The organism is Marinobacter sediminum (assembly GCF_023657445.1).
Lineage (GTDB): Bacteria > Pseudomonadota > Gammaproteobacteria > Pseudomonadales > Oleiphilaceae > Marinobacter > Marinobacter sediminum_A.
In genome coordinates, this window is sequence record NZ_JAGTWY010000001.1 from 1,185,353 (window position 1) to 1,207,295 (window position 21,943).

Annotated in this window: 25 protein-coding genes; 6 read left to right on the forward strand and 19 right to left on the reverse strand. The window is 54.8% G+C overall.

All coding sequences use genetic code 11. The features are described from left to right. Positions 1-122: 122 nt before the first annotated feature. From KFJ24_RS05650 to KFJ24_RS05660, 3 genes are read right to left on the reverse strand one after another with little or no spacing between them, the layout of a single operon-like run. Positions 123-875 (reverse strand): alpha/beta hydrolase, encoded by a 753-nt coding sequence (locus KFJ24_RS05650; protein WP_250830090.1) that lies wholly within the window; start codon positions 873-875, stop codon positions 123-125. Next, entirely contained in the window at positions 872-1,666 is a 795-nt protein-coding gene (locus KFJ24_RS05655) for an esterase/lipase family protein (RefSeq protein WP_250830091.1), read from the reverse strand. The genes KFJ24_RS05650 and KFJ24_RS05655 overlap by 4 nt, the downstream gene beginning before the upstream one ends. Positions 1,667-1,688: 22 nt before the next feature. Then, entirely contained in the window at positions 1,689-2,168 is a 480-nt protein-coding gene (locus KFJ24_RS05660; RefSeq protein WP_250830092.1) for a MarR family winged helix-turn-helix transcriptional regulator, read from the reverse strand. Positions 2,169-2,710: 542 nt separating this feature from the next. Between KFJ24_RS05660 and KFJ24_RS05665 the strand changes: the two genes are divergently transcribed. Next, positions 2,711-3,886: a histone deacetylase family protein gene (locus KFJ24_RS05665; RefSeq protein WP_250830093.1), complete on the forward strand. Its 1,176-nt coding sequence runs from the start codon at positions 2,711-2,713 to the stop codon at positions 3,884-3,886. Here the strand turns inward: KFJ24_RS05665 and KFJ24_RS05670 are convergent. Next, positions 3,852-5,159 (reverse strand): ATP-grasp domain-containing protein, encoded by a 1,308-nt coding sequence (locus KFJ24_RS05670; protein WP_250830094.1) that lies wholly within the window; start codon positions 5,157-5,159, stop codon positions 3,852-3,854. The genes KFJ24_RS05665 and KFJ24_RS05670 overlap by 35 nt on opposite strands. 283 nt (positions 5,160-5,442) lie before the next feature. Between KFJ24_RS05670 and KFJ24_RS05675 the strand changes: the two genes are divergently transcribed. Then, entirely contained in the window at positions 5,443-5,649 is a 207-nt protein-coding gene (locus tag KFJ24_RS05675) for a hypothetical protein (protein WP_250830095.1), read from the forward strand. Positions 5,650-5,708: 59 nt separating this feature from the next. Here the strand turns inward: KFJ24_RS05675 and hemH are convergent, their stop codons facing one another. The 4 genes from hemH to KFJ24_RS05695 form a co-directional block, all read right to left on the reverse strand. Next, a complete protein-coding gene (gene hemH, locus KFJ24_RS05680; protein ID WP_250830096.1) occupies positions 5,709-6,818 on the reverse strand; it encodes a ferrochelatase in 1,110 nt (369 codons plus the stop codon). Positions 6,819-6,863: 45 nt separating this feature from the next. Continuing rightward, complete coding sequence (locus KFJ24_RS05685; protein ID WP_250830097.1) at positions 6,864-7,295, reverse strand: TIGR01244 family sulfur transferase; 432 nt, start codon at positions 7,293-7,295, stop codon at positions 6,864-6,866. Between the two features lie 97 nt (positions 7,296-7,392). Further along, positions 7,393-7,818, reverse strand: a complete 426-nt coding sequence (locus tag KFJ24_RS05690; RefSeq protein WP_250830098.1) for a DUF6691 family protein — start codon at positions 7,816-7,818, stop codon at positions 7,393-7,395. A gap of 4 nt (positions 7,819-7,822) precedes the next feature. Beyond that, positions 7,823-8,260 carry a YeeE/YedE family protein gene (locus KFJ24_RS05695; protein ID WP_250830099.1) on the reverse strand — a complete coding sequence of 146 codons (438 nt, stop codon included), beginning with the start codon at positions 8,258-8,260 and terminating at the stop codon, positions 7,823-7,825. 347 nt (positions 8,261-8,607) lie between these two features. Between KFJ24_RS05695 and KFJ24_RS05700 the strand changes: the two genes are divergently transcribed. Beyond that, positions 8,608-9,024 (forward strand): phasin family protein, encoded by a 417-nt coding sequence (locus KFJ24_RS05700; protein WP_250830100.1) that lies wholly within the window; start codon positions 8,608-8,610, stop codon positions 9,022-9,024. 7 nt (positions 9,025-9,031) lie between these two features. On the opposite strand, the gene KFJ24_RS05705 is transcribed toward KFJ24_RS05700, so the two are convergent. From KFJ24_RS05705 to KFJ24_RS05750, 10 genes are all read right to left on the reverse strand, one after another. Beyond that, positions 9,032-9,661 (reverse strand): TetR/AcrR family transcriptional regulator, encoded by a 630-nt coding sequence (locus KFJ24_RS05705; RefSeq protein ID WP_250830101.1) that lies wholly within the window; start codon positions 9,659-9,661, stop codon positions 9,032-9,034. Positions 9,662-9,679: 18 nt separating this feature from the next. Next, a complete protein-coding gene (xthA, locus tag KFJ24_RS05710) occupies positions 9,680-10,492 on the reverse strand; it encodes an exodeoxyribonuclease III (protein WP_250830102.1) in 813 nt (270 codons plus the stop codon). 82 nt (positions 10,493-10,574) lie between these two features. Continuing rightward, complete coding sequence (locus KFJ24_RS05715; protein ID WP_250830103.1) at positions 10,575-11,315, reverse strand: hypothetical protein; 741 nt, start codon at positions 11,313-11,315, stop codon at positions 10,575-10,577. Next, a complete protein-coding gene (locus KFJ24_RS05720; protein ID WP_250830104.1) occupies positions 11,312-11,833 on the reverse strand; it encodes a DUF2878 domain-containing protein in 522 nt (173 codons plus the stop codon). Before KFJ24_RS05720 ends, KFJ24_RS05715 begins: the two co-directional genes overlap by 4 nt. Next, positions 11,830-13,104: an SAM-dependent methyltransferase gene (locus KFJ24_RS05725; protein ID WP_250830105.1), complete on the reverse strand. Its 1,275-nt coding sequence runs from the start codon at positions 13,102-13,104 to the stop codon at positions 11,830-11,832. The genes KFJ24_RS05720 and KFJ24_RS05725 overlap by 4 nt, the downstream gene beginning before the upstream one ends. Continuing rightward, positions 13,092-13,976: a DUF1365 domain-containing protein gene (locus KFJ24_RS05730; protein ID WP_250830106.1), complete on the reverse strand. Its 885-nt coding sequence runs from the start codon at positions 13,974-13,976 to the stop codon at positions 13,092-13,094. The genes KFJ24_RS05725 and KFJ24_RS05730 overlap by 13 nt, the downstream gene beginning before the upstream one ends. A 2-nt stretch (positions 13,977-13,978) precedes the next feature. Further along, complete coding sequence (locus tag KFJ24_RS05735) at positions 13,979-15,244, reverse strand: NAD(P)/FAD-dependent oxidoreductase (RefSeq protein ID WP_250830107.1); 1,266 nt, start codon at positions 15,242-15,244, stop codon at positions 13,979-13,981. Positions 15,245-15,258: 14 nt separating this feature from the next. Further along, positions 15,259-16,041 carry an SDR family NAD(P)-dependent oxidoreductase gene (locus KFJ24_RS05740; RefSeq protein WP_250830108.1) on the reverse strand — a complete coding sequence of 261 codons (783 nt, stop codon included), beginning with the start codon at positions 16,039-16,041 and terminating at the stop codon, positions 15,259-15,261. Then, complete coding sequence (locus KFJ24_RS05745; protein ID WP_250830109.1) at positions 16,038-16,505, reverse strand: nuclear transport factor 2 family protein; 468 nt, start codon at positions 16,503-16,505, stop codon at positions 16,038-16,040. The genes KFJ24_RS05740 and KFJ24_RS05745 overlap by 4 nt, the downstream gene beginning before the upstream one ends. After that, complete coding sequence (locus KFJ24_RS05750) at positions 16,502-17,458, reverse strand: acyl-CoA desaturase (RefSeq protein ID WP_250830110.1); 957 nt, start codon at positions 17,456-17,458, stop codon at positions 16,502-16,504. Before KFJ24_RS05750 ends, KFJ24_RS05745 begins: the two co-directional genes overlap by 4 nt. 118 nt (positions 17,459-17,576) lie before the next feature. Here KFJ24_RS05750 and KFJ24_RS05755 point away from each other — a divergent pair, with 118 nt between their 5' ends. Continuing rightward, on the forward strand, positions 17,577-18,596 hold the full coding sequence (locus tag KFJ24_RS05755; RefSeq protein WP_250830111.1) for an NAD(P)/FAD-dependent oxidoreductase: 1,020 nt from the start codon (positions 17,577-17,579) through the stop codon (positions 18,594-18,596). 2 nt (positions 18,597-18,598) lie between these two features. On the opposite strand, the gene KFJ24_RS05760 is transcribed toward KFJ24_RS05755, so the two are convergent. Beyond that, positions 18,599-20,083 (reverse strand): phosphohydrolase, encoded by a 1,485-nt coding sequence (locus tag KFJ24_RS05760; protein ID WP_250830112.1) that lies wholly within the window; start codon positions 20,081-20,083, stop codon positions 18,599-18,601. A gap of 114 nt (positions 20,084-20,197) precedes the next feature. Between KFJ24_RS05760 and KFJ24_RS05765 the strand changes: the two genes are divergently transcribed. Beyond that, positions 20,198-21,406, forward strand: coding sequence for a PP2C family protein-serine/threonine phosphatase (locus KFJ24_RS05765; protein WP_250830113.1), 1,209 nt, complete (start codon positions 20,198-20,200; stop codon positions 21,404-21,406). A gap of 20 nt (positions 21,407-21,426) precedes the next feature. Next, positions 21,427-21,918 (forward strand): STAS domain-containing protein, encoded by a 492-nt coding sequence (locus KFJ24_RS05770; RefSeq protein ID WP_250830114.1) that lies wholly within the window; start codon positions 21,427-21,429, stop codon positions 21,916-21,918. Positions 21,919-21,943 lie beyond the last annotated feature (25 nt).

A 21,943-nucleotide genomic window follows, 5' to 3' on the forward strand; every position in this document is an offset into this window, starting at 1 on the left:
TCTGAAAGCGCGGGTGAGGGAAAGTAACGGGGTCATTCGGGCCGGCAAAAAGGTCTGCTTTGTGGTCGATCTGAATGTTCGCTTTGCGACCCTAGCAGGCATCGGGGATGAGCCATTTGGTGCTAAGTTCTCGCAAAGAAACGAAGAAGATCATTAGCGACAACCGGCCACTCCCGCTCCGCCTGAAATGTGTGACTCAGCCCTTTGTAGGATTTGAATCGTGCATTGATAAAAGTGGCAGAGCGCCTGACTTCAGAGGCTGGAATAATCATGTCGCCTTCGGCGCCAACCATCAGAATTCGATTGGCGTCGAGTCTATCCACTGCCAGCGTTGGCGGCGCGAGGAGCTTTAAAATGACCGGTAACGCCTCAGACTTGAGCTGGGCGGTGATGGCGTTGGCTCGTTCGGGTTCGCATGAAGGCGAATACACGCCCAGGGGTGGCGTGCCATAACGCGTAACGCGCGCGTTCAAGAGCGCGGCCGAAAATTTGACAACGGACATCGGGGACGTCGCAGCCAGCGATGCGATGCTCCGAGTCATCCCACCGATAGGTGCCGGTGACAGCAATGCCATTGATTCGACCGGCACTCGGGTGGCTGCATGGAGGGCCACCAGGCCGCCGAGCGAATGGCCAACGATGTGAGGCGCACGACTGCATCTGGATATCTCCGTGACACAGTCTTTGACGTAATCGTCGAAGCGCAGTGACATCCGCTCAACCAAGCCTGCGCCATGGCCACGAAAACTCATGGTTCTTACGATGTAACCGGCCTCAGAGAAGGCTTGGGCAAAATTGTCTTCCCAGATCCAATCACCGGTCATTGCACCCGGCACAAACAGGACCACCCGTTCTGAGTTTCGGGATTCTGTCATTGCGCCTTCCGCTCACGGGTCAGTTCCTGCAGCACAAGCTCCATCATGTGCCGGTTGATGCCCATCCCGAGATGGGAGACGTCGGTGGTTATGTAGCGGGTGGTGCTGTCATTGGCCAGGATGCTGGCGGACCAGTCCACTATTCCGTCGGTTCGGCTAATGATGGCGCTGACGGGTGGCTTGATTGGCTTCTGATTGCGTCTTTCTATTTCCAGCTCAATCCAGTCGAGATCTAAGCCCCGCTTACTTAGAAGGCCTGCCGCACTGGTGTATTTGGGACCGCCGATCACCGGTGAACCCAAGGTGACCACCTGGTCGACATACTGTGGCAGATCTCTTGCGACTTCACGGGCGATGGTTCCGCCGAGGCTCCAGCCTACCAGCGATGCGGTGGTTGAATGTTCCTCGCAGAAACGTGATACCCGCTCTACCATCTGATCACACAGATAGGGAACACCGGTCTCGCCTGCGACTTTTTCGGGTATCTCGAAGTCCCAGGACAGCATGTGCGGATCGTGGGGAAGATCCAGGCCGGCTTTATTGACGCCGAGCCCCCATTCCAGTGGATTGAAGCCATGGCGCCGCAAGAAATAGCGCATCGGAGCCATGGCCCTGTCGCTTGCTCCAAACCCCGGTAGAACGAACACGGCCCTGTTCTGGCCCATATCCGTGACGTTGCGTGACGCAAGTCTGGTCATCCAGAGTGGCAATGCCAGCACGTCGGCTGCAGCTCTGAGTTCCAGCGCTCTCAAGCTGGCAGGTGGCACGGAGAGAAACGGTGAGTTCAACATGAACATTCTCCAGAGGTTTCGCCTAATCCAGGGCGGCTTTCACAATGCTGTATGCGTCCATCGACAACAGGTGCTGTTTCATTTGGCGCATCAGACGCCCGACAATTGCAACTTCTTCATCGGTGAATGGCTGCAGCTGCTGGCGAACAAATTCAGCGGCCACTTTATTGGCGTCCAGGAGAAGATGATGGCCCTGAGAAGTGAGCTCGAATACAAGGGATCGGCCATCGGTTTGGTGGCTTTGCCGATCAATCAAGCCTCGGGACAGCAGGCGATTGGTCACCCCGGTGATGTTGCCCTTGGTCACCAGCAGTCGTTCAGCGATTCGTTTTGGTGTGGCGTTTTGCTTGAGCGAACGAATCAGGATCATTACCTCGAACTGAGCGGGCGTCAGGTCGACGTGATTCAGGGCTGAGCCATACCGCTGACTGCAGACTTGGTAGGCTTCAACAACGGCGCGCCAGGAGTCGGCTCGCGTTTGGGTAAGTTCAGTGTTCGCCATCAAAACATCCTCGGTTTTGATTTAGTACTGAACTAACTAGTTTATGGATCAACTAAATTGGAAATATTTTTCTTAGGAGGCTTTTCAAGCGGTAGGGCGCAGGCTCCGCGCTTTTTGAACTATCGTTTTACAACTCGAAACCGTCGCGTGAGCTGGGCGTAACCTAATCCTGAACGTTCGCTTTGCGACCTAAGCAGGCTTTACAGTATTAATTTCCGGCCTGAGCTAAGGCCCTACAATTAACTGCAGCCATTCGATGCCTAAGCTTCTTTCGTTGTTCAGAAGCACAGGCGGCAGTATTGACCTTTGTGTTGTTGGAACGGTGTTTTTCGCCGCCCGTCAGAGGTGAACTTAGGCACTGGTGTGTTGGAATGCTTGTATAAAAAGCAATTCATCGGTGCTTCGGGTTGACCGACCGGGTTTTATGTTCACTGATTTCTAAATTAGACTCTTTCATGGCGAGCCCTCTCAACTAGGGCTGTGTGTTGGTAAGTGACCATATCAGTATATCCATGCTGCCGAGATGGGCAGGTCAAAACACCATGTCTGGGATGACAGCTATGACGGCGACCGTATTGATCTATTACGACTTCCGCATGCTCGGTCACAATCCACACGGTTGGGATCCTGACCGTCCCGAATGGACCGACGCCGTCAAGGCAATGATTGAGCTGCAGTATCCCAACAGCAACCTGGACACCTATAGCCATCCGGAACGTCCGGAGCGCCTTACCGCGATCGTCGATCGGCTGGTTATCAAGCCCATCGACGGCGTGCGGTGGATGCTGCCAGACCCGGCCAGCGCCACTCAGCTCGAGCGGGCACATGATGCAGCCTATGTGGCTCATATCGAGTCTCTGGATGGACAGTCCGGCTGGCTGGCCAAAGACACGACCGCAGTGTCGCCGGGCAGTGTGATGGCGGCCCGCCTGGCGGCCGGTTCCGGGATCGGCGCGATCGAAACTATCACCGCCGGTGAAGCCCGGCGGGCGTTCTGTATCGTGCGTCCGCCAGGTCACCATGCTCCGGCCGACCGTGCCCGGGGCTTTTGCCTTTATAACAACCTGGCAGTCGCTGCGGCGCATGCGCGCAAAGCGCTTGGCTATGACCGCGTAATGATCTGGGACTGGGACATGCATCACGGCAACGGCACCCAGGCCATTTTCTATGACGACCCCAGCGTGCTGGTGGTCGATAGCCACTGCGCGGCACCGTTCTACCCGGGCACCGGCCTGTTGGCTGAAACCGGAGCTGGAGCCGGTCTCGGTTACCATCTCAACGTGCCACTGCCCATTGGTTTTGGCAACGCCGCGCTGCTGAAGGTGTTCGAGCAGGTGGTGAGGCCGGCGGCACATGCATTCCGGCCCGATATTGTGTTGGTATCCACCGGCTTCGACTGCCATCACCTCGACATGGTCTGCGCCATGGACGAGACCGGCTATGCGGCCGTCACCCAGCGCATGAGCGGCCTGGCCGACGAGCTCTGTGATGGCCGACTGGTACTGATGCTGGAAGGCGGCTACAACGCCAAGGCTTTGGCTGATAGCGCCTATGCTGTGAGCGAGGCGCTGGCAGGGAAACCGGTGCCAGCGCTTAATGTCCTGGCGGATGACCCCGGTTGTGCGGCCGCGTCCGATGCAGCGGCGTTCCATGCCAAATCCATAGCCGCGCTGAGCACAGCCTCTAAACGTAGAAGTCCAGATCTTCCTGGGCTTTGAGCAGGTCCCGCATCTTGATGGGGTCGTCACCGAAGAAGAAGATCAGGCCCCAGTGCGTGCCGTAGGCTAAACGGTCAGGAACCGTCTCTTCTTTAGGCGGGACCAATTCGTGAGACTCGAAGTAGGGGTGTTCAACCGTTTCTTTGGGCATTTCCAGCCTGCTGATCACACGACGTCTTGGATACACACCGAAGCAACCGGCGTAGCCCTTCGCGTCGACCACTTCGCGGGGGAAAAAGGCATCGACTTCTTCTTTCGTGCTCTTGGGGTCGAACACCAGCATTGATGCCTGGTAAGCGCTGAATCCATAGGCTCGCTCGATCAGCTCGAACGCCTTGAACCCCGGCGGACGATACGCAACTTCCCCAAAATACATTTCGCCGTCAGCCGTAACGAAGTACTCGGGATGGATAAACCCGAATTTGATGTCGAAGGTTTTGATCAGCAGTTCGATCTGCTTGGTGATCGCGTTGCGCCAGCTCTCTAGCTCATTGGTAGCGGGGACGAACACCGAGTAACCCAGCGTGACGTATTCGGAAATATTAAGGAACTTGATTTTCCCGTCGTGGATCCAGGCCTCGACAGCAAACTCCCAGCCACTCAGGTGACTTTCCATCAGCAGGGGATATTCTTCCGGCGGAATGGCGTCAATGTCTTCTACCTTGCGAATCATTCGGTGGCCGAGGCAACCGGCTTTGTCGAAGGCCTTGACGTGAATCGGGTCGTCCGGGTCACCCTCAAGGTGCAAGAGTGTCTGATTGACGCGCCTCATGAAGCGGACAATGTCGTCTTTTTCATATGCCTCCTCGAAGATCCCGACGCGAATACCGCCAAGTTGTGCGCGGCGCTTCATCAGGGCTTTGTCACGAAACAAAATAGACTGGCCGTACATATGAGGTTCTTTAAACAGGACTGAGTTGATCGCCCCTGACCACTCGACGGTTTCCTCGAAGAGAGGTAGCGCTACATCAACGCCTTCCGCTTTTAGCCTTTCTGCAATCTCCATGGACCGGTCATTCAGGCGGGTAAAATCCCATGGAATGAAAGGTATCTTGTTTGCGGTGCAGAAATCCGCAGCCCAATCGGGAGCGACCACAATATAGCGACGGTCGAACTTCTGCGCGGCCTTGACCGCATTCAAGCTCCAGCCAAGCAGGGCAATGTAGCCTTTGTTCGGATCCTTGGGCGTTTCCGTCCCGCGTACCGAGTCCATGGTTGGGTCGAGCCAGCCTGATACATCTGTAGCTGATTGCGTTTCTGACGTTATCGACATGCTAGCTTCTCCTTACTGGTTAGCTCAGAACTAAGCCCACAATGAAATGCGCCAGGTGAGCGGAGCCGTTAGGCCGGGCAGTTCTCAAGGGGCAGATTCAGCGGGTCAATGCATTCCAATTTTCACCATAGGACTTAACCGGTCTGGTTACAAACTGAAACGCGGGCACCGGAACACGGCGGCTCATGGCAAAACAGACCTCACGTTTAACCCCGTGTTATTGCCTATTTTGTTTGTGGTTGTCCCGTCCCCATAATGTCTGTGGCACATGATGGAGGTCTCCATGTCTGACTCGAAAAAGTTTACAGAAACACATGAGGAGCGCGATTTACGCGAGAATCGAAAGTTCTCGGTGTCGAGCAATCGTGGGCGCGCAAGTCACAGGGTTCGTTACGTCGAAGCTGGTGGCGCGGCCGTGGATATGGAAGACTGCACACTCTGCCAGGCGGTCCCGGAGCTTTCAGGTTCAGGGGAAGGCGGGAAAGCCTGAGCACGCCGATATGATGAGCCCAGGCTTGTTGCTATAAGCAGTTTGTCGGTTGCGATCGACTAGATATCACGGCCAGGGTATGTGGCCTCTTTTCGCTCATCTGCCTCTTTCTGGCGATCAGCAAGCTCTTCGGGCTCATTTTTGGGTACCTGCCATCCTTGAAGATTTTCTTCGATGAGCTTCACCAGGGCATCGATATGTCCTGGGGTGGCGTTAAGCGCCGGAATATAGCTGAATGCCTGGCCGCCCGACTCCATAAAGTACCCGCGGTTTTCCTCGTTTATCTCCTCAATTGTTTCAAGACAATCCGAGGAAAAACCGGGACAGAACGCATCCACCGATTTTACGCCCTTTCCAGGCAGGGACTTGAGGGTCTCGTCCGTATAGGGTTTGAGCCACTCCTCTTTTCCAAACCTGGACTGAAATGTGGTGAGGTAATCTTCCTTGCTCAACCCAAGCCGCTCAGCCAGCAGGCGAGAGGTCTTGTGGCATTCGCAATGGTAAGGATCCCCTTTCATGAGGTATTTAAGGGGTACGCCATGGTAAGAGAGAATCAGCTTCTCGTTGCGACCGTGATTCGCCCAGTGCGCCTCAATGTGCCTCGCCATCGCCTCGATATATGGAGGAAAATCCGGGTAGTGGGACACAAAGCGAAAGTCCGGTAACCAGCGTCGTTTGCTGAAGTCCTTTGCGATTGCATCAAAGGTCGAGGCCGATGTTGACGCGGAATACTGGGGGTAGAGAGGTAAAACCAGAAGCTTTCGTACCCCCTGATTCTGCATTTCATCAAGTACATTTGGGATGGATGGGTTGCCGTACCGCATGGCGAAGCCAACAACGACATTGGGGCCGTATTTCTTTTTGAGGGCCTCGCGAATGCCTTCTGCCTGCTTCGCCGTATGAATCAGCAGAGGTGAGCCCTCTGGCTGCCAGACACCCGAGTAAGCCTCAGCACTGCGTTTTGGTCGGATCCGCAGGATGATGCCGTGAAGAATGAGCCACCATAGAGGGCGGGGAAGCTCTACCACACGCGGGTCTGAGAGAAATTCGGCCAAGTACCGACGGAGTGCGGATGGTGTGGGGGCGTCGGGAGTACCAAGATTGGTTACCAGAATACCGAGACGCTCGGCCTGGTTGTGGCTGAAATTCTCTGAGCCTTTGAACTGCATTCGCTGAATCCTGATCGTTAATTCTTGGGGGAACCGGTCAGCCCTTCAGCCTCCGTGTTTGGCCTGCTGGGCCATTCGGGGCGCGAGTCCACTGATGTCATAGCCTGCGTTGCGGGCTTTATCAACTATTTCAGGAGCCGGGGCGTTACGGGCCGCGCTCAGTGCCCAGAGTACGGTACAACGGGTTCCTGAGCGGCAGAAAGCCAATACGGGTTTTTCGGCATCCCGGATCATTGGCGCGAAGCGCTCTATGTCCTGGTCGGTGATATTGCCGGATTCAACAGGCATATAAACCCAGTCGAGACCGTTCTCGCTGGCTGCGGCTGCGATATCTGCCATTGTCGGCTGACCAGGCTCTTCCTGGTCCGGGCGGTTGGCAACCAGGGTCTTGAAACCGAGGCGGGCAGCCTCCGCTACTTCGGCGACAGAAATCTGGGGTGCTACCGAAATAGTGTCATCGATCTTTCTGATATCCATAGGTTTTTGTCTCCGAGGACAGTAAACGAGCTGCCGCAATGATCGCACAGCTCTTGCTGCGTGTCAGACCGGCGGCTCAAGAAATTGATGAATTCAGTCAGGCTTTTGTTCGCGCGCGTTCAATTACTTCAAAGATCACCATGCCGGCCAACATAGCAGCCACAAAAACCATGGCCTTGCTCTCGCCTGCGCCAAGTGCGACGAGACCGGGCCCCGGGCAGAAACCTGCAATGCCCCAACCAGCACCGAAGGTCAGTCCACCGATGACCAGGCGCTTATCGATGTGGGTATGCCCGGGAATCGTCATGTTGAAGCCGAGGAACGACAATGTGCGTTTCCTGGCCACGGCGAAAGCGCCCAGGCCCACCAGGATGGCGCCTCCCATAACGAATGCGAGGGAAGGGTCCCAGAGGCCGGCAAGATCGAGAAAACCAAGAACCTTTTCCGGGTTCGACATGCCGGAGACAATAAGGCCAAGTCCGAAAACCAATCCTGAAATGAAAGACGCAATAGAGTATTTCATGGCATCAGGCTCCCAGCAGGTGACGAATAACGAAAACAGTGATGAACCCCGCAGCCATAAAGCTCAGAGTGGCTGCCAGAGATCGCAGGGATAGCCTCGAAAGGCCGCATACGCCGTGGCCACTGGTGCACCCCGAACCGTAGCGGGTGCCTATGCCGACCAAGAGGCCGGCGATAATGAGAGCTGGGTAACCGGCGTTGATCTCTATGGCAGGCATTTCTGAAGCCAGAATCCAGACAGTTGGTGCGCCGATCAGCCCGATGAGGAAGGCAAGCCGCCATGCAATGTCACCACGAGCTGGCGTGAGCAGGCCGCCGAGTATGCCGCTAATTCCGGCAATCCGGCCGTTCAGAAGCAGGAAGCTGGCAGCTGCAAGGCCAATAAGAATACCGCCCACAAGCGCGGACCAGGGAGTAAAGTTACTCCAGGCAATTTCGATCATTCAGTGTCTCCGAGGTTTTTCATGGTTCAATAGTGGAATAAGGATATAACTGGGGGCAATAATAACAAAAAAAAGCCCGGCAATGTGTGCCGGGCAGAGGCGTGCGAGTAGTATCCATGAAAGACTTCCAGACAAACCGGCATCAGCAGGGACACCGGTATAGGGAAGTATTGACTATATTTTGAACACTTCAAGCGAGACTCACTTTCGTTTGAAAACATTTTTTCATATTGGATGCGTGTTTATACTGCGGCCTTTGGTGACGCGGTTTTCAGCCTGACTGAAATCCTCCTCACACTGTAATACAATAGAGGCCTATAGCAATATTCTGTCCCCGAGGTTGTTACATGTCTGACGAAAACGACAATAAGCCGGAGAATGATCCGCAACTGGCTGCAAAAATCAAGGGTTCCGCTCGCCAGATCTGGCTTGCTGGCCTTGGGGCGTACACGAAAGCCGAAGAAGACACCGGACGTTTTTTTGATCGGCTGGTCCAGGAAGGTGAGCAACTTGAGAGCAAAACCCGTGGCGCGGTTGAGAAACAGATCAAGTCTGTTGAAGACCGGGTGGGCGATGTTCGCGATCGGGCCACCGGTACCTGGGACAAACTTGAACACCTGTTCGACGAACGCGTGTCCGGGGCGCTGAGAAGGCTGGGAATCCATCGTCGGGATGAGATCGAAGCCCTGGAGCGACGGATCGAAGCCCTGGAGAGTGAATTGGTGCGCCTGCAGAAACAATCCGGCCACGACGAAGAGGGGTAGCTCTGGTTTACAGGTAGTCCCTGCTCATCAGTTTTGCCTCTTCCTGTTCCGCGGGCTGCAGGAAGGGGATAACAAGGTGCATCATCTGATAAACACCTCTGCCCGGATCAACAGACTCCCGGTCATTAAGATGGGATAGAGTATCAAAACTACTCCAGTAACAAGCTGTTAGCGTTAACTGCTCGCAAAGTGACTGAAGTTGCTCCGGTTCAATATCCATCATTTCCTGACGCCGGAAACTCTCACAGATGGTCATGAAAGCGGATGTCTTCTTTTTGAGAATGCGCCGAAATCGTGACTGCAACCGATCATAGCGTGAGAGGACATTGACCAGGTCCTGGTAAATAAAACGGTAGCGGGCAACGCTCTCGAACAGCAAGTGAAGGAAAAAACCTTTCTGATCCAGGCTGATATCCGCATCTTCCGGTACAGCCAATAAATCCAGCATTTCCGCCTCATACCGCTCGAATAACTCCTCCACGATGTCACCCTTGCTTTTGAAGTGGTAATAAAGATTACCGGGGCTGATATCCATTTCGTCCGATATCAAAAGGGTGGTGACATTCGGCTCCCCGACGCTGTTAAACAGCGCCAGGCTGGTATCGAGAATACGGTCGCGGGTTTTAATTTTCGCCATATCGCGCCCGGCCAATCCCTAAAGTTCGAAGCTCGCCCAGACCGGGCAATGGTCTGACGGGCGTTCCATGCCCCGGATATCGTAAGAGACACCGGCGTCCTTTGCTTTTGTGAGAAGACCGTCGCTGGCCATGATCAGGTCAATTCGCAGGCCACGCCTGGGATCTCGCTCAAACCCCTTGCTTCGGTAGTCAAACCAGCTGAAGGTATCAGCTTCTTCCGGATGCAGGTAGCGAAACACATCCGTGAAACCGCGTTGCTCAACCTGGCCCAGCCACTCCCGTTCTTCCGGCAGGAAGCTGCACTTTCCGCTTCTGAGCCAGCGTTTGGCATTATCAGCGCCAATGCCGATGTCCTTGTCGGTCGGGGAGATGTTCATGTCACCCATGACCACCACCTGGCCACCTTCCTGCTTCAACTCATCCAGGTAACTCATAAGGTCGGCATAAAACTTTTCCTTGGCCGGAAATTTGACCGGATGGTCGCGGCTCTCGCCCTGGGGGAAATAGCCATTGATGACAACCAGTTTCTCACCGTTCACGTTGAAGCATCCGGTAATCAGGCGTCGCTGCGAGTCCTCTCCATCCCAAGGATAGCCCTTAATGACTTTGTCGGGTTCTTTTCGTGACAGCAACGCAACGCCGTAATGAGTCTTCTGCCCATGGAAATAGACGTGGTAGCCGAGCTTCTGAATCGCTTCTATTGGGAATTCCTCATCCCTGACCTTGGTCTCCTGAAGACCAATAAAGTCCGGGTTCAGGTTTTCGATTACGGCTTCTAGTTGATGCAATCGGGTACGAATACTATTGACGTTGAAAGACACGAACATCATGAGCGCTGGTTCTCCGGCGTTGGTTCCGCCGGGGAGTTTAGCATACTGATAGAGGGGGAATGCCTTGGCAAGGGTGACGGGGTCAGGGTGTCAGTTCACATTCTGGCCAGTTATCCACGGAATAGCGGATATGGGCCGTGTAATTAGCGTCTGCGTTTTCGCGGATGTTGGTCAGCCCCAGGTAGTCAGTAAGCGCGCCGTTTTCATCGTACCCAAGAACGATAGGATCGACGAGAAAACTCAGGACCATGCCGGTTGGGCGTATCTGGAAAACATAATCTGCGCCAACCTCGGCGCTTTCCGTTGGTTCGAGCACGAAAGCATAGTGTTCGCCACGGGTTGGGCCCAGGAACCGAAACTCTACAGACTGACCCTGAATGAGTTGAGACCAGTGCTTGCGAACCAGGTTATCAAAGCCGGCGTCGACCACCACGTCACTGGAATAGGGCACGTCAAAAGTCCGGGTTTCACCTTTTGGCATTTGCCAGTCGATGACCAGCACGTCGGACTCTGGATACCGGATACTCAGCGACTCACTGAATTCCGGCTGTCGGAAGTCAACGACAGGGCGGAGCTTTGAGCCAGGGTATTCCAGTGCCTTGCGGGCGAATACTTCATCCCTGTCGGGCCAGCGGTAGTCAATCTGGTTGGATTGCGGCTGGAATAGCCCATCGATGCATGAGCCAGTGGCGGTGTGTGTTTCCTGGTACAGGGTTTCGCCCTGAGCCCCCTTTGCCGTGCCAGTGAAGATCATCGTAGCGGCCATGGTTGGACCTGCCGCAAGGGCCATACCAGCCAGAGCAATTACTGAAACTGTCTTCACTGGACAAGCTCCGGGTACAGGGATTTCCGCAGAGAAAGAAGCAGGGGAAACACCACAAACCAGCCGACTGCCAGCGCTATCAGAGATGGAATGAGCTGGGGCAAATCAACCGCGCCAAGCTCACTGGCGGACCAGTAAGCGAATGGACCGGAGATGGGGGCCAGAACGAACGGCAGCCAGGGCTTGCGGCTGATCCAGTCCAGAGAGTGGCTCAGGGTCGTCATGAAGATCGCCCAGATAGCAACAAGCCAGGGTGGGGTGAGCAGCACCTCGCCACTTACGGACGCCAGGACGCCCGTTCGGAACCACAACAAATCCAGAGCTGCGCCAGCCACGGTACCGAGTCCGATAAACTGCAGCTCACTCATTCGTCTTTGGCTGACCAGCACAAAGTGCAATACCAGGAACAGCACGACCAGGCCTGCAGCCGGCAGGCCCGGATACAGGATGCACATCAGCCAGCCAATCTGGAAGATGAGGAAGTTCAGTATATTGCGCGTGGTTTTTGAGGCAATCATACGCTTAGTATATTCCCACGTTTATTGCCCGGTTTGGCCAGGAGTATCTGGGATACACCGATTGCTCTCTCACTAAAGCCCGCTTCACAGTAGGCGAAATAGAAATGCCACAGCCGACGGAATGACTGATCGTAGCCAAGGGATTCGAGTTTGTCTGTTTTGGCCATAAACCGTTCGCACCAGTCACGCAGGGTGCGGCCATAGTGGAAACCAATATCTTCGGCGTGAGTCAGCACCAGGTTGCTCTGGCTACGGACGGAATCAAGGATCGCGCCGAAAGACGGAATAAAGCTCCCCGGGAAAATGAACCGCTGGATAAAATCGACGTTCTTCAGGGCACGCTGATAGCGCTGTTCCGGCATGTTGATGGCCTGTATCAACGCCAAACCATCAGGCTTTAGCAGCGCATTGATCTGGGATAGATAGCTGTCCAGAAACTGCGGGCCCACTGCCTCAATCATCTCGATCGACACCAGCTTGTCGAACTGCCCCTCGAGGTCACGGTAGTCGTCAAACAGGAGAGTAATGCTGTTTTCCAGGCCTTCTGCTCTGACCCGGGATTTCGCCAACTCCAGCTGTTCCTTTGAAATCGTCGTCGTCGTCACGTGACAGCCATAATGCCTGGCGGCATGAATGGCAAAGCCGCCCCAGCCAGTGCCGATCTCCATGACCCGGTCACCGGGCTGAAGGTCCAGCTTGCGACAAATCGTATCCAATTTGTGCACTGCCGCTTCATCCAGCGTTGAGTCCTCGCTCGGATAGATCGCAGAGGAGTACATCATGGTTGTATCCAGGAAAAGCTCGAAGAGGTCGTTGCCCAGGTCGTAATGGGCGCTGATATTTTTTCGGGAGCCTTCTTTCGTGTTCCGGTTGAGCCAATGCAGGCCCTTGAGCGTGGGTTTGGTGACCCAGCTGAACCGGTCCTCGAACTCGTTCATGCGATCCACATTGCGGGTAAAGAACCGGAGCAGGGCGACAAGATCAGGGCTGGACCAGTCACCCGACACATACGCCTCGGCAGCGCCAACACTGCCTCCGGTCAGCAGGTCCTTCCAGGTGCTGTGATCATGGATCACCAGCTCCGCTGGTTGGTGGTCAAGGTCGCCGTCTCCGAAAACAAGATCGTCGAAACCGGTTTCGCGTATTGTCAAAAGGCCGTCCTGGAGCTGGCTTAGCTGCTGAATCACCAGATTTCGGGCAATGCGACTAAATACCGGGCGAGCGCGCTCTTGCTGGTCAACTGATTGTATTGAGGTATTCAGGTTCTCCATGAACTTACCCTTCCACGTTTCTTGTTAAGGTTTCCGGTCCCGGAGATATCCAGGCCTGAATCATCTGAACCCCGCCGGTAGGCAGGATCGTCTGCGGATAGCTTGTCCGGGTGCGTGTAAAACGGAGCGCCCTTCAGTTTCAGTTTCAGGGCATGCCAGTAAATTCCCGCCGAAACCTTGATTGCCTCGAGAGGAAACTTCCGCAGACTTCTATGTACTTCTTTACGAGTGAGAGGGGTGCGATGGACTACAACGGTGGCATCAAAATGCTTTTTGCCTTCTTCCAGAACATTCATATGGATTCTCAGGTCCGGACCGCGGAAACTGAACGTCCACTGGTAATGCTGCTCCATGCCGTTGAACGGAGAAACGTGGAACCGTTTGCTGAAGCCGAACTGTTCGCTACGCCAGCCCGCGTCATTGGGGTCGGCTCCGGTGGTCTCAAGACAGTAGGCATGCCGTTCATGCCAGGGAGTGTTGGTGATCTGGGCGACAATGACCCTCGGCACAGCACCTTCACCGGGCGCGTCTCCCGCGCTGTAGCAGAAGTAGAAACTGACCGGGTTAAATACATAACCGAAGTAGCGAGGGTGGGTTACAAGCTCTATGGTGCCATCTGGTCGCCAACCCGTTGCCTCGGCTACGTAATCACGAAGCGCGGAAGACAGTGGGCCGGCTTCCGGTCGGAAATAGTCCTTACGCTTTAAAGACAACCAGTTGAAGCGCTCCAGCGAAAAAAGGGGGCTTATCTCCGTCACCTGATTCCATTCATCCACATCAAGCGCCAGCATGCCGGTGCTGTATTCGAATTCGTGCTGCACAGGGTATTTCCGGCGATGCCGGACGGAGCCTTCCAGCCATTGGCTGTTCATTGCTATAACTCCAGCCCGAAGGCTTGTGTCACTCTCAACGCACTGCAAACGCCATCTTCATGAAAGCCGTTAAACCAGTATGCGCCGCAATAGTGGGTGCGATTGCGATTGCCAATTTCGTCGTAGCGACCCTGGGCTGCAACGGCCTCCAGGGTGAACACAGGGTGAGCGTAACTGAACTGTTTGATCACCTTATCCGGGGCAATGTCATGGCTGCGATTAAGGGTTACGCAAAAGGTCTCAGGCGCATCGTCAAAGTTCTGTAGAACGTTCATGTTGTAAGTGACAGATACGGGCTCGGTGCTGTGGGCAGGAATGTAGTAATTCCAGGCGGCCCAGGCTCTGCGGTTATCCGGCAAAACGCTGCTGTCTGTATGCAGGACAACGTCGTTCTGTTGGAAGCCTATGGCACCGAGGATGTCACGTTCCTCATCCGAAGGATCGGCCAGCATGGCCAGTGCCTGGTCACTGTGACAGGCAAGAACAACCTGATCGAACCGCTCGTCCTTTCCATTTACCCGAACCGTGACGCCTTCTTCATCCCGTGTTACGCCCTCAACGGGGCTGTTGAGGTGGGTACGGTCTCCGAGACGTTCCATCATCTTCCGGACGTACTGTGCAGATCCGCCGGAGATGACTCTCCAGGTCGGGCGATCATCCACAGACAGCATTCCATGGTTGTTGAAAAACTGCAGGAAAAAGCGGATCGGGAACTGCTCCAGCACGATTTCCGGGGCAGACCAGATCGCAGCGCCCATCGGCACAATGTAATAGTTGCGGAAATAACGGGAATAACCATTCCGGTTCAGGTATTCGCCCAGTGTTTCCTCATCGTTGATAACACCAGCCTGCAGGTCCGCACGGGATTCCTTGTTAAACCGGAGTATTTCTCTGACCATCTTGAGGAAGGGCAGGTTAAACAGGTTTGAGCGCTGCGCGAACAGGGTGTTCAGATTGGTGCCGTTGTATTGAAGCCCCGTTGCGCTGCAGTCCACACTGAAACTCATATCGCTGACTTCGGAGGGAACTTCCAACCGATCCATCAGGCGCATGAAGTTCGGATAAGTCCAGTCATTGAAGACGATAAAGCCGGTATTTACCGGCCAGCTACGGCCTCCCGCGTCCACCTGCTCGGTATTGGTATGGCCACCGGCGTAGTCACCGGCTTCAAATAATTGTACGTCGTGCTTTTCGGCCAATAGCCAGGCGGTCGTGAGGCCGGAAACGCCGGCCCCGATAACAGCAATACGCTGACGCTCGTTACTCATCCATTGTGATCCTGTTAATGATTATTCTTGCGGGACATGCTGGCTGCCATCTTGTCGATCGTTCGCCGGGGCAGTGCTCCCAGGATGCGAAGCATCCAGGTGAAACGCTTCGGAAAGGCTATCTCATTGTGGCCTTTGGCCAGCCCGCTCACTATGCGCTCTGCAGCATCATCAGCCTCTACGAGGAAGGGCATAGGGAAATCATTCCGATCGGTTAACGGGGTTTTTACAAAACCGGGAGAGACAACAACCACATCAATGCCCTCCGCGGCCAGATCGGCTCGCAGGGACTGTGCGAAGTAGGTCAGCGCAGCTTTTGAAGCTCCATATCCCTCCGCCCGTCCAAATGGAAACCACCAGGCGGACGAGCTGACAATGACCAGCGTTGCCGCGAGACCCTTGGCACGGGTTCGCCTGAGCGCCGGTAAGGCGATATCCAGGCATCGTGCCGTTCCAATCACATTGGTGTGGATGTTCTTTTCAATGACATCACTGTTGTAGTGGGTGATGTCCAGGTATTCACAGGTTCCGGCATTGAGGATCGCCATGTGCAGGTCACCCTGGTCCTCAAGTACACCGGCAATATCCTTCAGATCGGATTTGCTGGTGGTGTCTCCGGGGGCCGGCATGATGCGGTCAGGGGCCAGGGACTGGAGCTGCTCCAGAGGTTGCTTTCGCCGCCCTGTGATGATCAACCGGTGGCCTCCGCGAGCGAGCGCCTCGGTCAGCGCCTCGCCAATTCCGGAGCTCGCACCGGTTATCCAGATATTCGATGTATCCTGAAGACGCATGTTCATCCTGCGTGGTCCTTCACCCAGCGAATAACACCACCTACCAATGGCAGGTTTTCATATAGTAGTTGGCCGGCATCAAAGTAGTCACGGTGATAGCACACCATGCCGTTCTGTATCTGCAGGTGGCTTATTCCGTCTACCTTTACCTCCCGACCCTTATTGATCCGCTTGTGCTGAAGATGCATGACCCAGGGAATCGCCGCAAAGGGGCCATTTACCACAGCGTCCTGAAATTCGAATCGGCAGCTGATTACGTTGGCATAGGCGCCGGCAAAGTACTGGGTGAGCTCATCGAGACCCTCTATTGAACCCAGAGGATCCTGAAACCGGATATCTTCGCTGTAAACCTGGGGAAGCTTGTTCAGGTTGCCCTTGTCCAGTTCATTGAACAGTGCCTTGAAGTGATCAAGTGTTGCAGGAACGGCGGAGTTACGGGAACCGACTTCAATAACTGACGCGGTGCTCATGAACGTGTCCTCTTCATCTTGTCCAATTGGCGTGTTTCTTCCTTAATATGTTTCGGTATCGGGTTGAGTTCCCAGATAATCCCCAGACGTGACAGAAGCCAGAGCCCGTACCAGGTGATGTCGATCTCGTACCAGCGGAAGCCTTGCCTGGCGGACTGAGGCCACCGGTGATGATTATTGTGCCAGCCTTCCCCGAGGGTGAGCAGAGCCAGCCAGAAATTGTTACGGCTGTCGTCGGAGGTCTCAAAGCGGCGCTTGCCCCAGACGTGGGACAAGGAGTTGATTGAGACGGTCGCGTGAAACAGAGCGACAGTAGAAATAAAGAATCCCCAGACCAGCATTTGGAGTCCATTGGTTCCAAGCCCGGGCGCCCAGGCTTCGAGTGCTTCACCCAAAGCATAGATTGCGATTGCCGCCAGCGCAGGCACAATGGAATCGAAGCGATTGATGAAACGGAGCTCTGGGTACTTCAGCCAGTCCTTTACCCTGCGTTCATCCATGGCGAAGCCTGCGTCGCAGGTAAACCAGCCGACGTGCGACCACCAAAAGCCACCCTGGTGCGGGGAATGCAGGTCCTGCTCTTTATCGGAATGCTGGTGATGGTGGCGATGGTGAGCTGCCCACCAGAGTGGCCCCCTTTGAGCTGCACTGGCGCCCAGGACAGCGAAAACAAATTGTGCGGGCCGGCTGGTCTTGAAGGTCTTGTGGGCAAAGTAGCGGTGGTAAAAACCTGTGATGGCGAACATCCTGATTAGAAAGAAGCCCAGTGCAAAGACTGCGGCAAATGCGCTTACCCCCGTGTACAGCGCCAGCAGGCAAGCCAGATGGAGCGCTATAAAAGGAATGACGCGGATTACGTTGAAAGACCGTGAACTGGTGTCGATGTGATCCGAACCAGCGGCAGAATCGAACCATCTCAGAATGTTTGTAAGCCAGTTTTGCACTCGGGTCATACCCTTATTGCCCTTCTTCGTGTAAATGAAACTGAACAGCCTCGTAAGCGCTTTCGGCCGGAGATCATACTTGCGGGTTTGTACGATCTAACCACTGATTTTGGATGCACCAGTAACTATGTTTAATGAATCCTTTCAGACACCACTTATACGCCGCATTGCCATCGTTGGTTCAGGTTTGTCTGGACTAACAGCCGGGATCATCCTGCAAGAGCAGGGTCACGATGTAAGCGTGTTTGAAAAAAGTCGCGGTCCGGGGGGCAGGCTTGCAGCGAAACGGGTCAGTGGGGGCTCGGCGGATATCGGCGCCCAGTATTTTACCGCACGAAACCCTGACTTTTTGCCGTTTCTCCGGAAATACGCCGGTGAGGAAAGCTTCGAAACCTGGCAAGGGCGGTTCGGGTTTCGTGATTCGAGTGGAGAGTGGAGCAGCTTTCCGGAAGAGCCTCGTTACGTTGGCACGCCGCGGATGACGGCGATTACCCGGGCACTCTCGGCCCATGTGAATGTAGTTGCCGAAACGCGGGTGGGGAAAATGACCCGAAATGACTCGGAGTGGGCTCTGGAAGACGTAAACGGAAACCCTCTCGGTCATTTTGATCAGGTCATTATCACTGCACCGCCGGCACAGTCGAGAGATCTACTTGCAGACAGCGGGCTTGCGGAGTTGGCGAGCCATCTGGACGACCCGGTCGAGCGGGTTCTGCCATGCTGGGCAGTCGCCATTCATTTTGAGCAGACCCCATGGTCTCACCATGAAGGCATGCGAACGGATCACCCGGTGCTTTATTGGGTAGCCAACAATTCCAGCAAGCCCGGGCGTGAAGATTCTGGCCAGTGGTGGGTACTTCATGGCGACCCGGAGTGGACGAAACAGAATGTCGATACGCCCGCTGAGCAGGCTGCGGCCCGGTTAATTGATGCCTTCCGGGAAGTCACGGGATTCGACGATGAGCCGGATGAGGTGGTCACCCACCGCTGGCTGTATGCCCGCTCCGAAGGTGGAGACCAGCCCGGCCATCTCTGGTTTTCCGAAGACGGGATTGGGATCGCGGGTGACTGGCTCAGTGGCGGCCGGGTTGAGGGTGCCTTTAATAGCGCCTGCAGTCTCATCCGGACCATGGTCCCTGATAGCTGAAGTTACTCTGCCAGACCTTCGATATCAGCGGTGGTCACATCCGGGCGGGTGTAGAAGTGGGTGATCGTGCCATCACTGAATTTGCTGAAAAAGGCACTGACATCCGTGATCTTTTTGAGAGATCTTTTTCGGTCGATGGGATCACGGGTCAATACCTTGATGCCGTTAAAGTTGTCCTGAATGTTTGAGAACCGGGCCCTCATGGAGCAGGTTACAACGTGGTCCGGGTTGAGTTTGAGCTCCTGGGCCAGCCATGCACTGTGACGGGCGATACCTTTCTCAGACAGGTCTTCCCGGGTGTCCAGGTGGTTCAGTTTGACCCTGTTAACGATGCAGAAGGAAAAACTTCCCGGATCCCTGCGGGCAACCTTGCGGAAAGCTTCCCAGAAAAAGTTGTCCGTGAGTTCGGCAAAGAAGCCCATGTCGTTCAGACAGGTATCTACCCATTCGAAGCTTTCCGGGTCTTCAAGAACTTCATTAATAGCTTCACGGAGCAACCAGTCAAAACCCAGGGCGGTTTTGTGGGCGTAGACTTTCCGGTACATCTGGTGCCGGCTGTAGACAAAGTCTTCCAGTGCACCCAGGCCTTTCTGGGTGATCGCCAGCCCGAGCCACGGTTCAGAAACATCCCAGCCAAACCGTAGATTGCTGAGCAGATGGTCCAGGTTAAAGCCACCAATGGTTACGGAGGAATGGAACCCGTCGCGAAGCATATAGTCGGCCCGGTCGGCATCGATTTCGCCCGAGACTATGGAAGAGAGCAAGTCCATCACCAAACGGGGGATATCGTCGCTGATCAGTGATCCCGACTCTGCGTCTTCCCCGGCAATAAAGCCCCAGAAGGTTCGTGCATGCCTGCGAAACGTCTCACTTGGGCGCACGTCCGTTGTCTCCATGATGCCGATCACATCCCGGGCAAACAGTCCGGCGCCCTCGAGATCAATGGCAGAAAGCACATCGTGAGCAACCCTGACCGAATAGTGCTCATGCTCCAGCTCTTCCGGCTCTTCCGAGTGATAAGCGGAATAATCAACGCCGTACCAGAGATCCCTGAAGCGGTTTGGCCGGGACATCAGCTCCCGGATACGCCGTGCCTGGGTAAACTGGTGCGAAAAGCTCGAGTGGCCACTGTCATGCAGAAGACAACCCAGGCGAATGGTTTTCGCCAGGTAATCGATGGCATCCAGCTGACTGAGGCTGAGATCAGTCTGTTCGCTGAGCTGCCGCTCACGCAGATAGGCATCAATCATGGAGCGGAACATGCGGGTACCGACATGCATAACGCCGATACTGTGAAGGAAACGGGAGTGGGTTGCGCCGGGAAATACCAGACTCAGGATGTCGTTCTGACAGATATTCCTGAGGCGCTGGAAGAGCGGGTGGTCAATAACCTGAATCTCGTGCCGGTAAAGCGGAATCCCGCCATGTACCGGATCCATGATCAGCTTGTCGTAAGCACCGAGTAAATCATTTACGGCACGTCTCATCGCTATGAATCTCCCGAATTCCCGAAACTGGCCTTGTTATATCACAGGGTCGTGCCAAAATAGGCTTATTGAAGCCGATTTTCCGTTTATCGCTGGTAGTTTAGGGCAGTAACCATGACTTCGCGCACCGAGCGCATACTGATCATTGATGCCGACAAAAAGGCACGTGCGGATCTGTCCCGCTATCTGGAAGCCCGAGGCTTCTATGTTACCGGCTATCCGGATCTTTCGTCTGCCGTTTCTCTGTTCGAAGATAACATTCCGGATGTCATCTTTGCAGACCTGTCCCCGGAAGCAATCCGGGATCTGGCTAACCGGCTGGAAGAGGCCGAAACTTTCACACCAGTCGTCGCCTGCTCCTCCAGTGAAGCCAGCGCGGACGTGGTCCGCGCGCTCCGGGCGGGGGCAGCAGATTTCGTCCTCAAACCCTGCAATGATGACAAAGGCGCTCTCGACGACGTCATTGAAAAGCTGTTCGACCGGGTCCGCGTAAACCGTCTTAATCAGCTGTACCGCCAGGAGCTGGAAGAGGCCAACCGTGATCTGCGCGATGGTATCGCCGAACTCCGGGCGGATCAGCGTGCGGGTCGTAAGGTTCAGTTACGAATGCTTCCGGATCGTGATCAGGGTTTGGCCGGGCTGCAGGTAGACCATCTGATCAAGCCCTCCCTTTACCTTAGCGGCGACTTCCTGGACTATTTCCGCATTTCCGATGACAAGGTTCTGGTCTACATAGCGGATGTATCGGGGCATGGTGCAAGCTCTGCCTTTGTGACGGTTCTGCTGAAAAACCTGACCAATCGCCTGCAGCGTAATCTGCGCCGGGAGTCCAGCGATGACATTCTCTATCCCGAGCGTTTTCTTGAGCGTATCAACTCAGAGCTACTGGACACCGGGCTTGGAAAACACGTCACGGTATTTGTAGGCATAATTACCCTCAGCAAACGTACATTACGCTATGCCGTCGGCGCGCATTTTCCGATGCCCATTCTCTCTTTTGAGGGCGGAGAAACTGCTTTCCTGGAGGGTACCGGGCTGCCGGTGGGCTTGTTCGAGACCCCCGAATGGGAAGTCTATGAGGTGCCTTTAGGCAAACCATTCCACCTGATCCTGTTCTCGGACGGGATTCTGGAGGTCATAAAGGCGAAAAGTCTCGATGAAAAGGAACGGACGCTACTTGAACTCGTATCAGGAGGTCGTCACACTATCCCATCTTTGAGCGAGGCGCTGGATCTCGACGAGATTACGGAGTTACCGGACGATATCGCTATTGTATCGGTTACTGATACCATAAATGGTACCGACAACACGTCGTCGAAATAGTGGCAGTGCGAAGCATGGCTATGGCTGGTTACAAGATCCTGCAAGCTGAAAAACAGGGCATATACGTCCTGAAGTTTATCGGGGAAATCCGGCTGAACCTGTGTTCGACGCTGGACAATCTGGTTGAGTCTATTACCGAGGATCCCGAGTTCAAGACAGTGGTGGTTGATCTCACGGAAACGGAGATCATAGACAGCACCACGCTGGGTCTGCTGGCCAAGATTGCCATGGCGGCCCAGAAACAAAGCCACTTCCTGCCCACACTGATTTCCACCAACCCGGATATCACCCGCATTATCACTTCCATGGGATTCAACAAGATCTTTATCATTGTCCGCGAACCCGCATCCCGTATTGAAGAGCTTGAAGAAATTCCTGTATTAAAAGCCAGTGAACAGCAGGTTCGGGATAAGGTTCTCGATGCGCACAAGGTTTTGATGGGGCTTAACAGCCGGAACAGGGAAGAGTTCAAGAATCTGGTGCGCGCACTGGAATGTGAAGAGCCCGGCTGACCCGGTACCATTCCGGCGACTTGTA

Bases quoted from the DNA above. Each gene is read 5' to 3' on its own strand.
- KFJ24_RS05670 (WP_250830094.1), bottom strand. From the start codon at position 5,159: ATGTCGATAACGTCAGAAACGCAATCAGCTACAGATGTATCAGGCTGG.
- KFJ24_RS05675 (WP_250830095.1), top strand. From the start codon at position 5,443: ATGTCTGACTCGAAAAAGTTTACAGAAACACATGAGGAGCGCGATTTA.
- KFJ24_RS05690 (WP_250830098.1), bottom strand. From the start codon at position 7,818: ATGAAATACTCTATTGCGTCTTTCATTTCAGGATTGGTTTTCGGACTT.
- KFJ24_RS05760 (WP_250830112.1), bottom strand. From the start codon at position 20,083: ATGAGACGTGCCGTAAATGATTTACTCGGTGCTTACGACAAGCTGATC.
- KFJ24_RS05660 (WP_250830092.1), bottom strand. From the start codon at position 2,168: ATGGCGAACACTGAACTTACCCAAACGCGAGCCGACTCCTGGCGCGCC.
- KFJ24_RS05685 (WP_250830097.1), bottom strand. From the start codon at position 7,295: ATGGATATCAGAAAGATCGATGACACTATTTCGGTAGCACCCCAGATT.
- KFJ24_RS05765 (WP_250830113.1), top strand. From the start codon at position 20,198: ATGACTTCGCGCACCGAGCGCATACTGATCATTGATGCCGACAAAAAG.
- KFJ24_RS05700 (WP_250830100.1), top strand. From the start codon at position 8,608: ATGTCTGACGAAAACGACAATAAGCCGGAGAATGATCCGCAACTGGCT.
- xthA (WP_250830102.1), bottom strand. From the start codon at position 10,492: ATGATGTTCGTGTCTTTCAACGTCAATAGTATTCGTACCCGATTGCAT.
- hemH (WP_250830096.1), bottom strand. From the start codon at position 6,818: ATGCAGTTCAAAGGCTCAGAGAATTTCAGCCACAACCAGGCCGAGCGT.
- KFJ24_RS05655 (WP_250830091.1), bottom strand. From the start codon at position 1,666: ATGTTGAACTCACCGTTTCTCTCCGTGCCACCTGCCAGCTTGAGAGCG.
- KFJ24_RS05665 (WP_250830093.1), top strand. From the start codon at position 2,711: ATGTCTGGGATGACAGCTATGACGGCGACCGTATTGATCTATTACGAC.
- KFJ24_RS05725 (WP_250830105.1), bottom strand. From the start codon at position 13,104: ATGGAGAACCTGAATACCTCAATACAATCAGTTGACCAGCAAGAGCGC.
- KFJ24_RS05730 (WP_250830106.1), bottom strand. From the start codon at position 13,976: ATGAACAGCCAATGGCTGGAAGGCTCCGTCCGGCATCGCCGGAAATAC.
- KFJ24_RS05735 (WP_250830107.1), bottom strand. From the start codon at position 15,244: ATGAGTAACGAGCGTCAGCGTATTGCTGTTATCGGGGCCGGCGTTTCC.
- KFJ24_RS05705 (WP_250830101.1), bottom strand. From the start codon at position 9,661: ATGGCGAAAATTAAAACCCGCGACCGTATTCTCGATACCAGCCTGGCG.
- KFJ24_RS05770 (WP_250830114.1), top strand. From the start codon at position 21,427: ATGGCTGGTTACAAGATCCTGCAAGCTGAAAAACAGGGCATATACGTC.
- KFJ24_RS05755 (WP_250830111.1), top strand. From the start codon at position 17,577: ATGTTTAATGAATCCTTTCAGACACCACTTATACGCCGCATTGCCATC.
- KFJ24_RS05650 (WP_250830090.1), bottom strand. From the start codon at position 875: ATGACAGAATCCCGAAACTCAGAACGGGTGGTCCTGTTTGTGCCGGGT.
- KFJ24_RS05745 (WP_250830109.1), bottom strand. From the start codon at position 16,505: ATGAGCACCGCGTCAGTTATTGAAGTCGGTTCCCGTAACTCCGCCGTT.
- KFJ24_RS05695 (WP_250830099.1), bottom strand. From the start codon at position 8,260: ATGATCGAAATTGCCTGGAGTAACTTTACTCCCTGGTCCGCGCTTGTG.
- KFJ24_RS05750 (WP_250830110.1), bottom strand. From the start codon at position 17,458: ATGACCCGAGTGCAAAACTGGCTTACAAACATTCTGAGATGGTTCGAT.
- KFJ24_RS05740 (WP_250830108.1), bottom strand. From the start codon at position 16,041: ATGAACATGCGTCTTCAGGATACATCGAATATCTGGATAACCGGTGCG.
- KFJ24_RS05720 (WP_250830104.1), bottom strand. From the start codon at position 11,833: ATGATTGCCTCAAAAACCACGCGCAATATACTGAACTTCCTCATCTTC.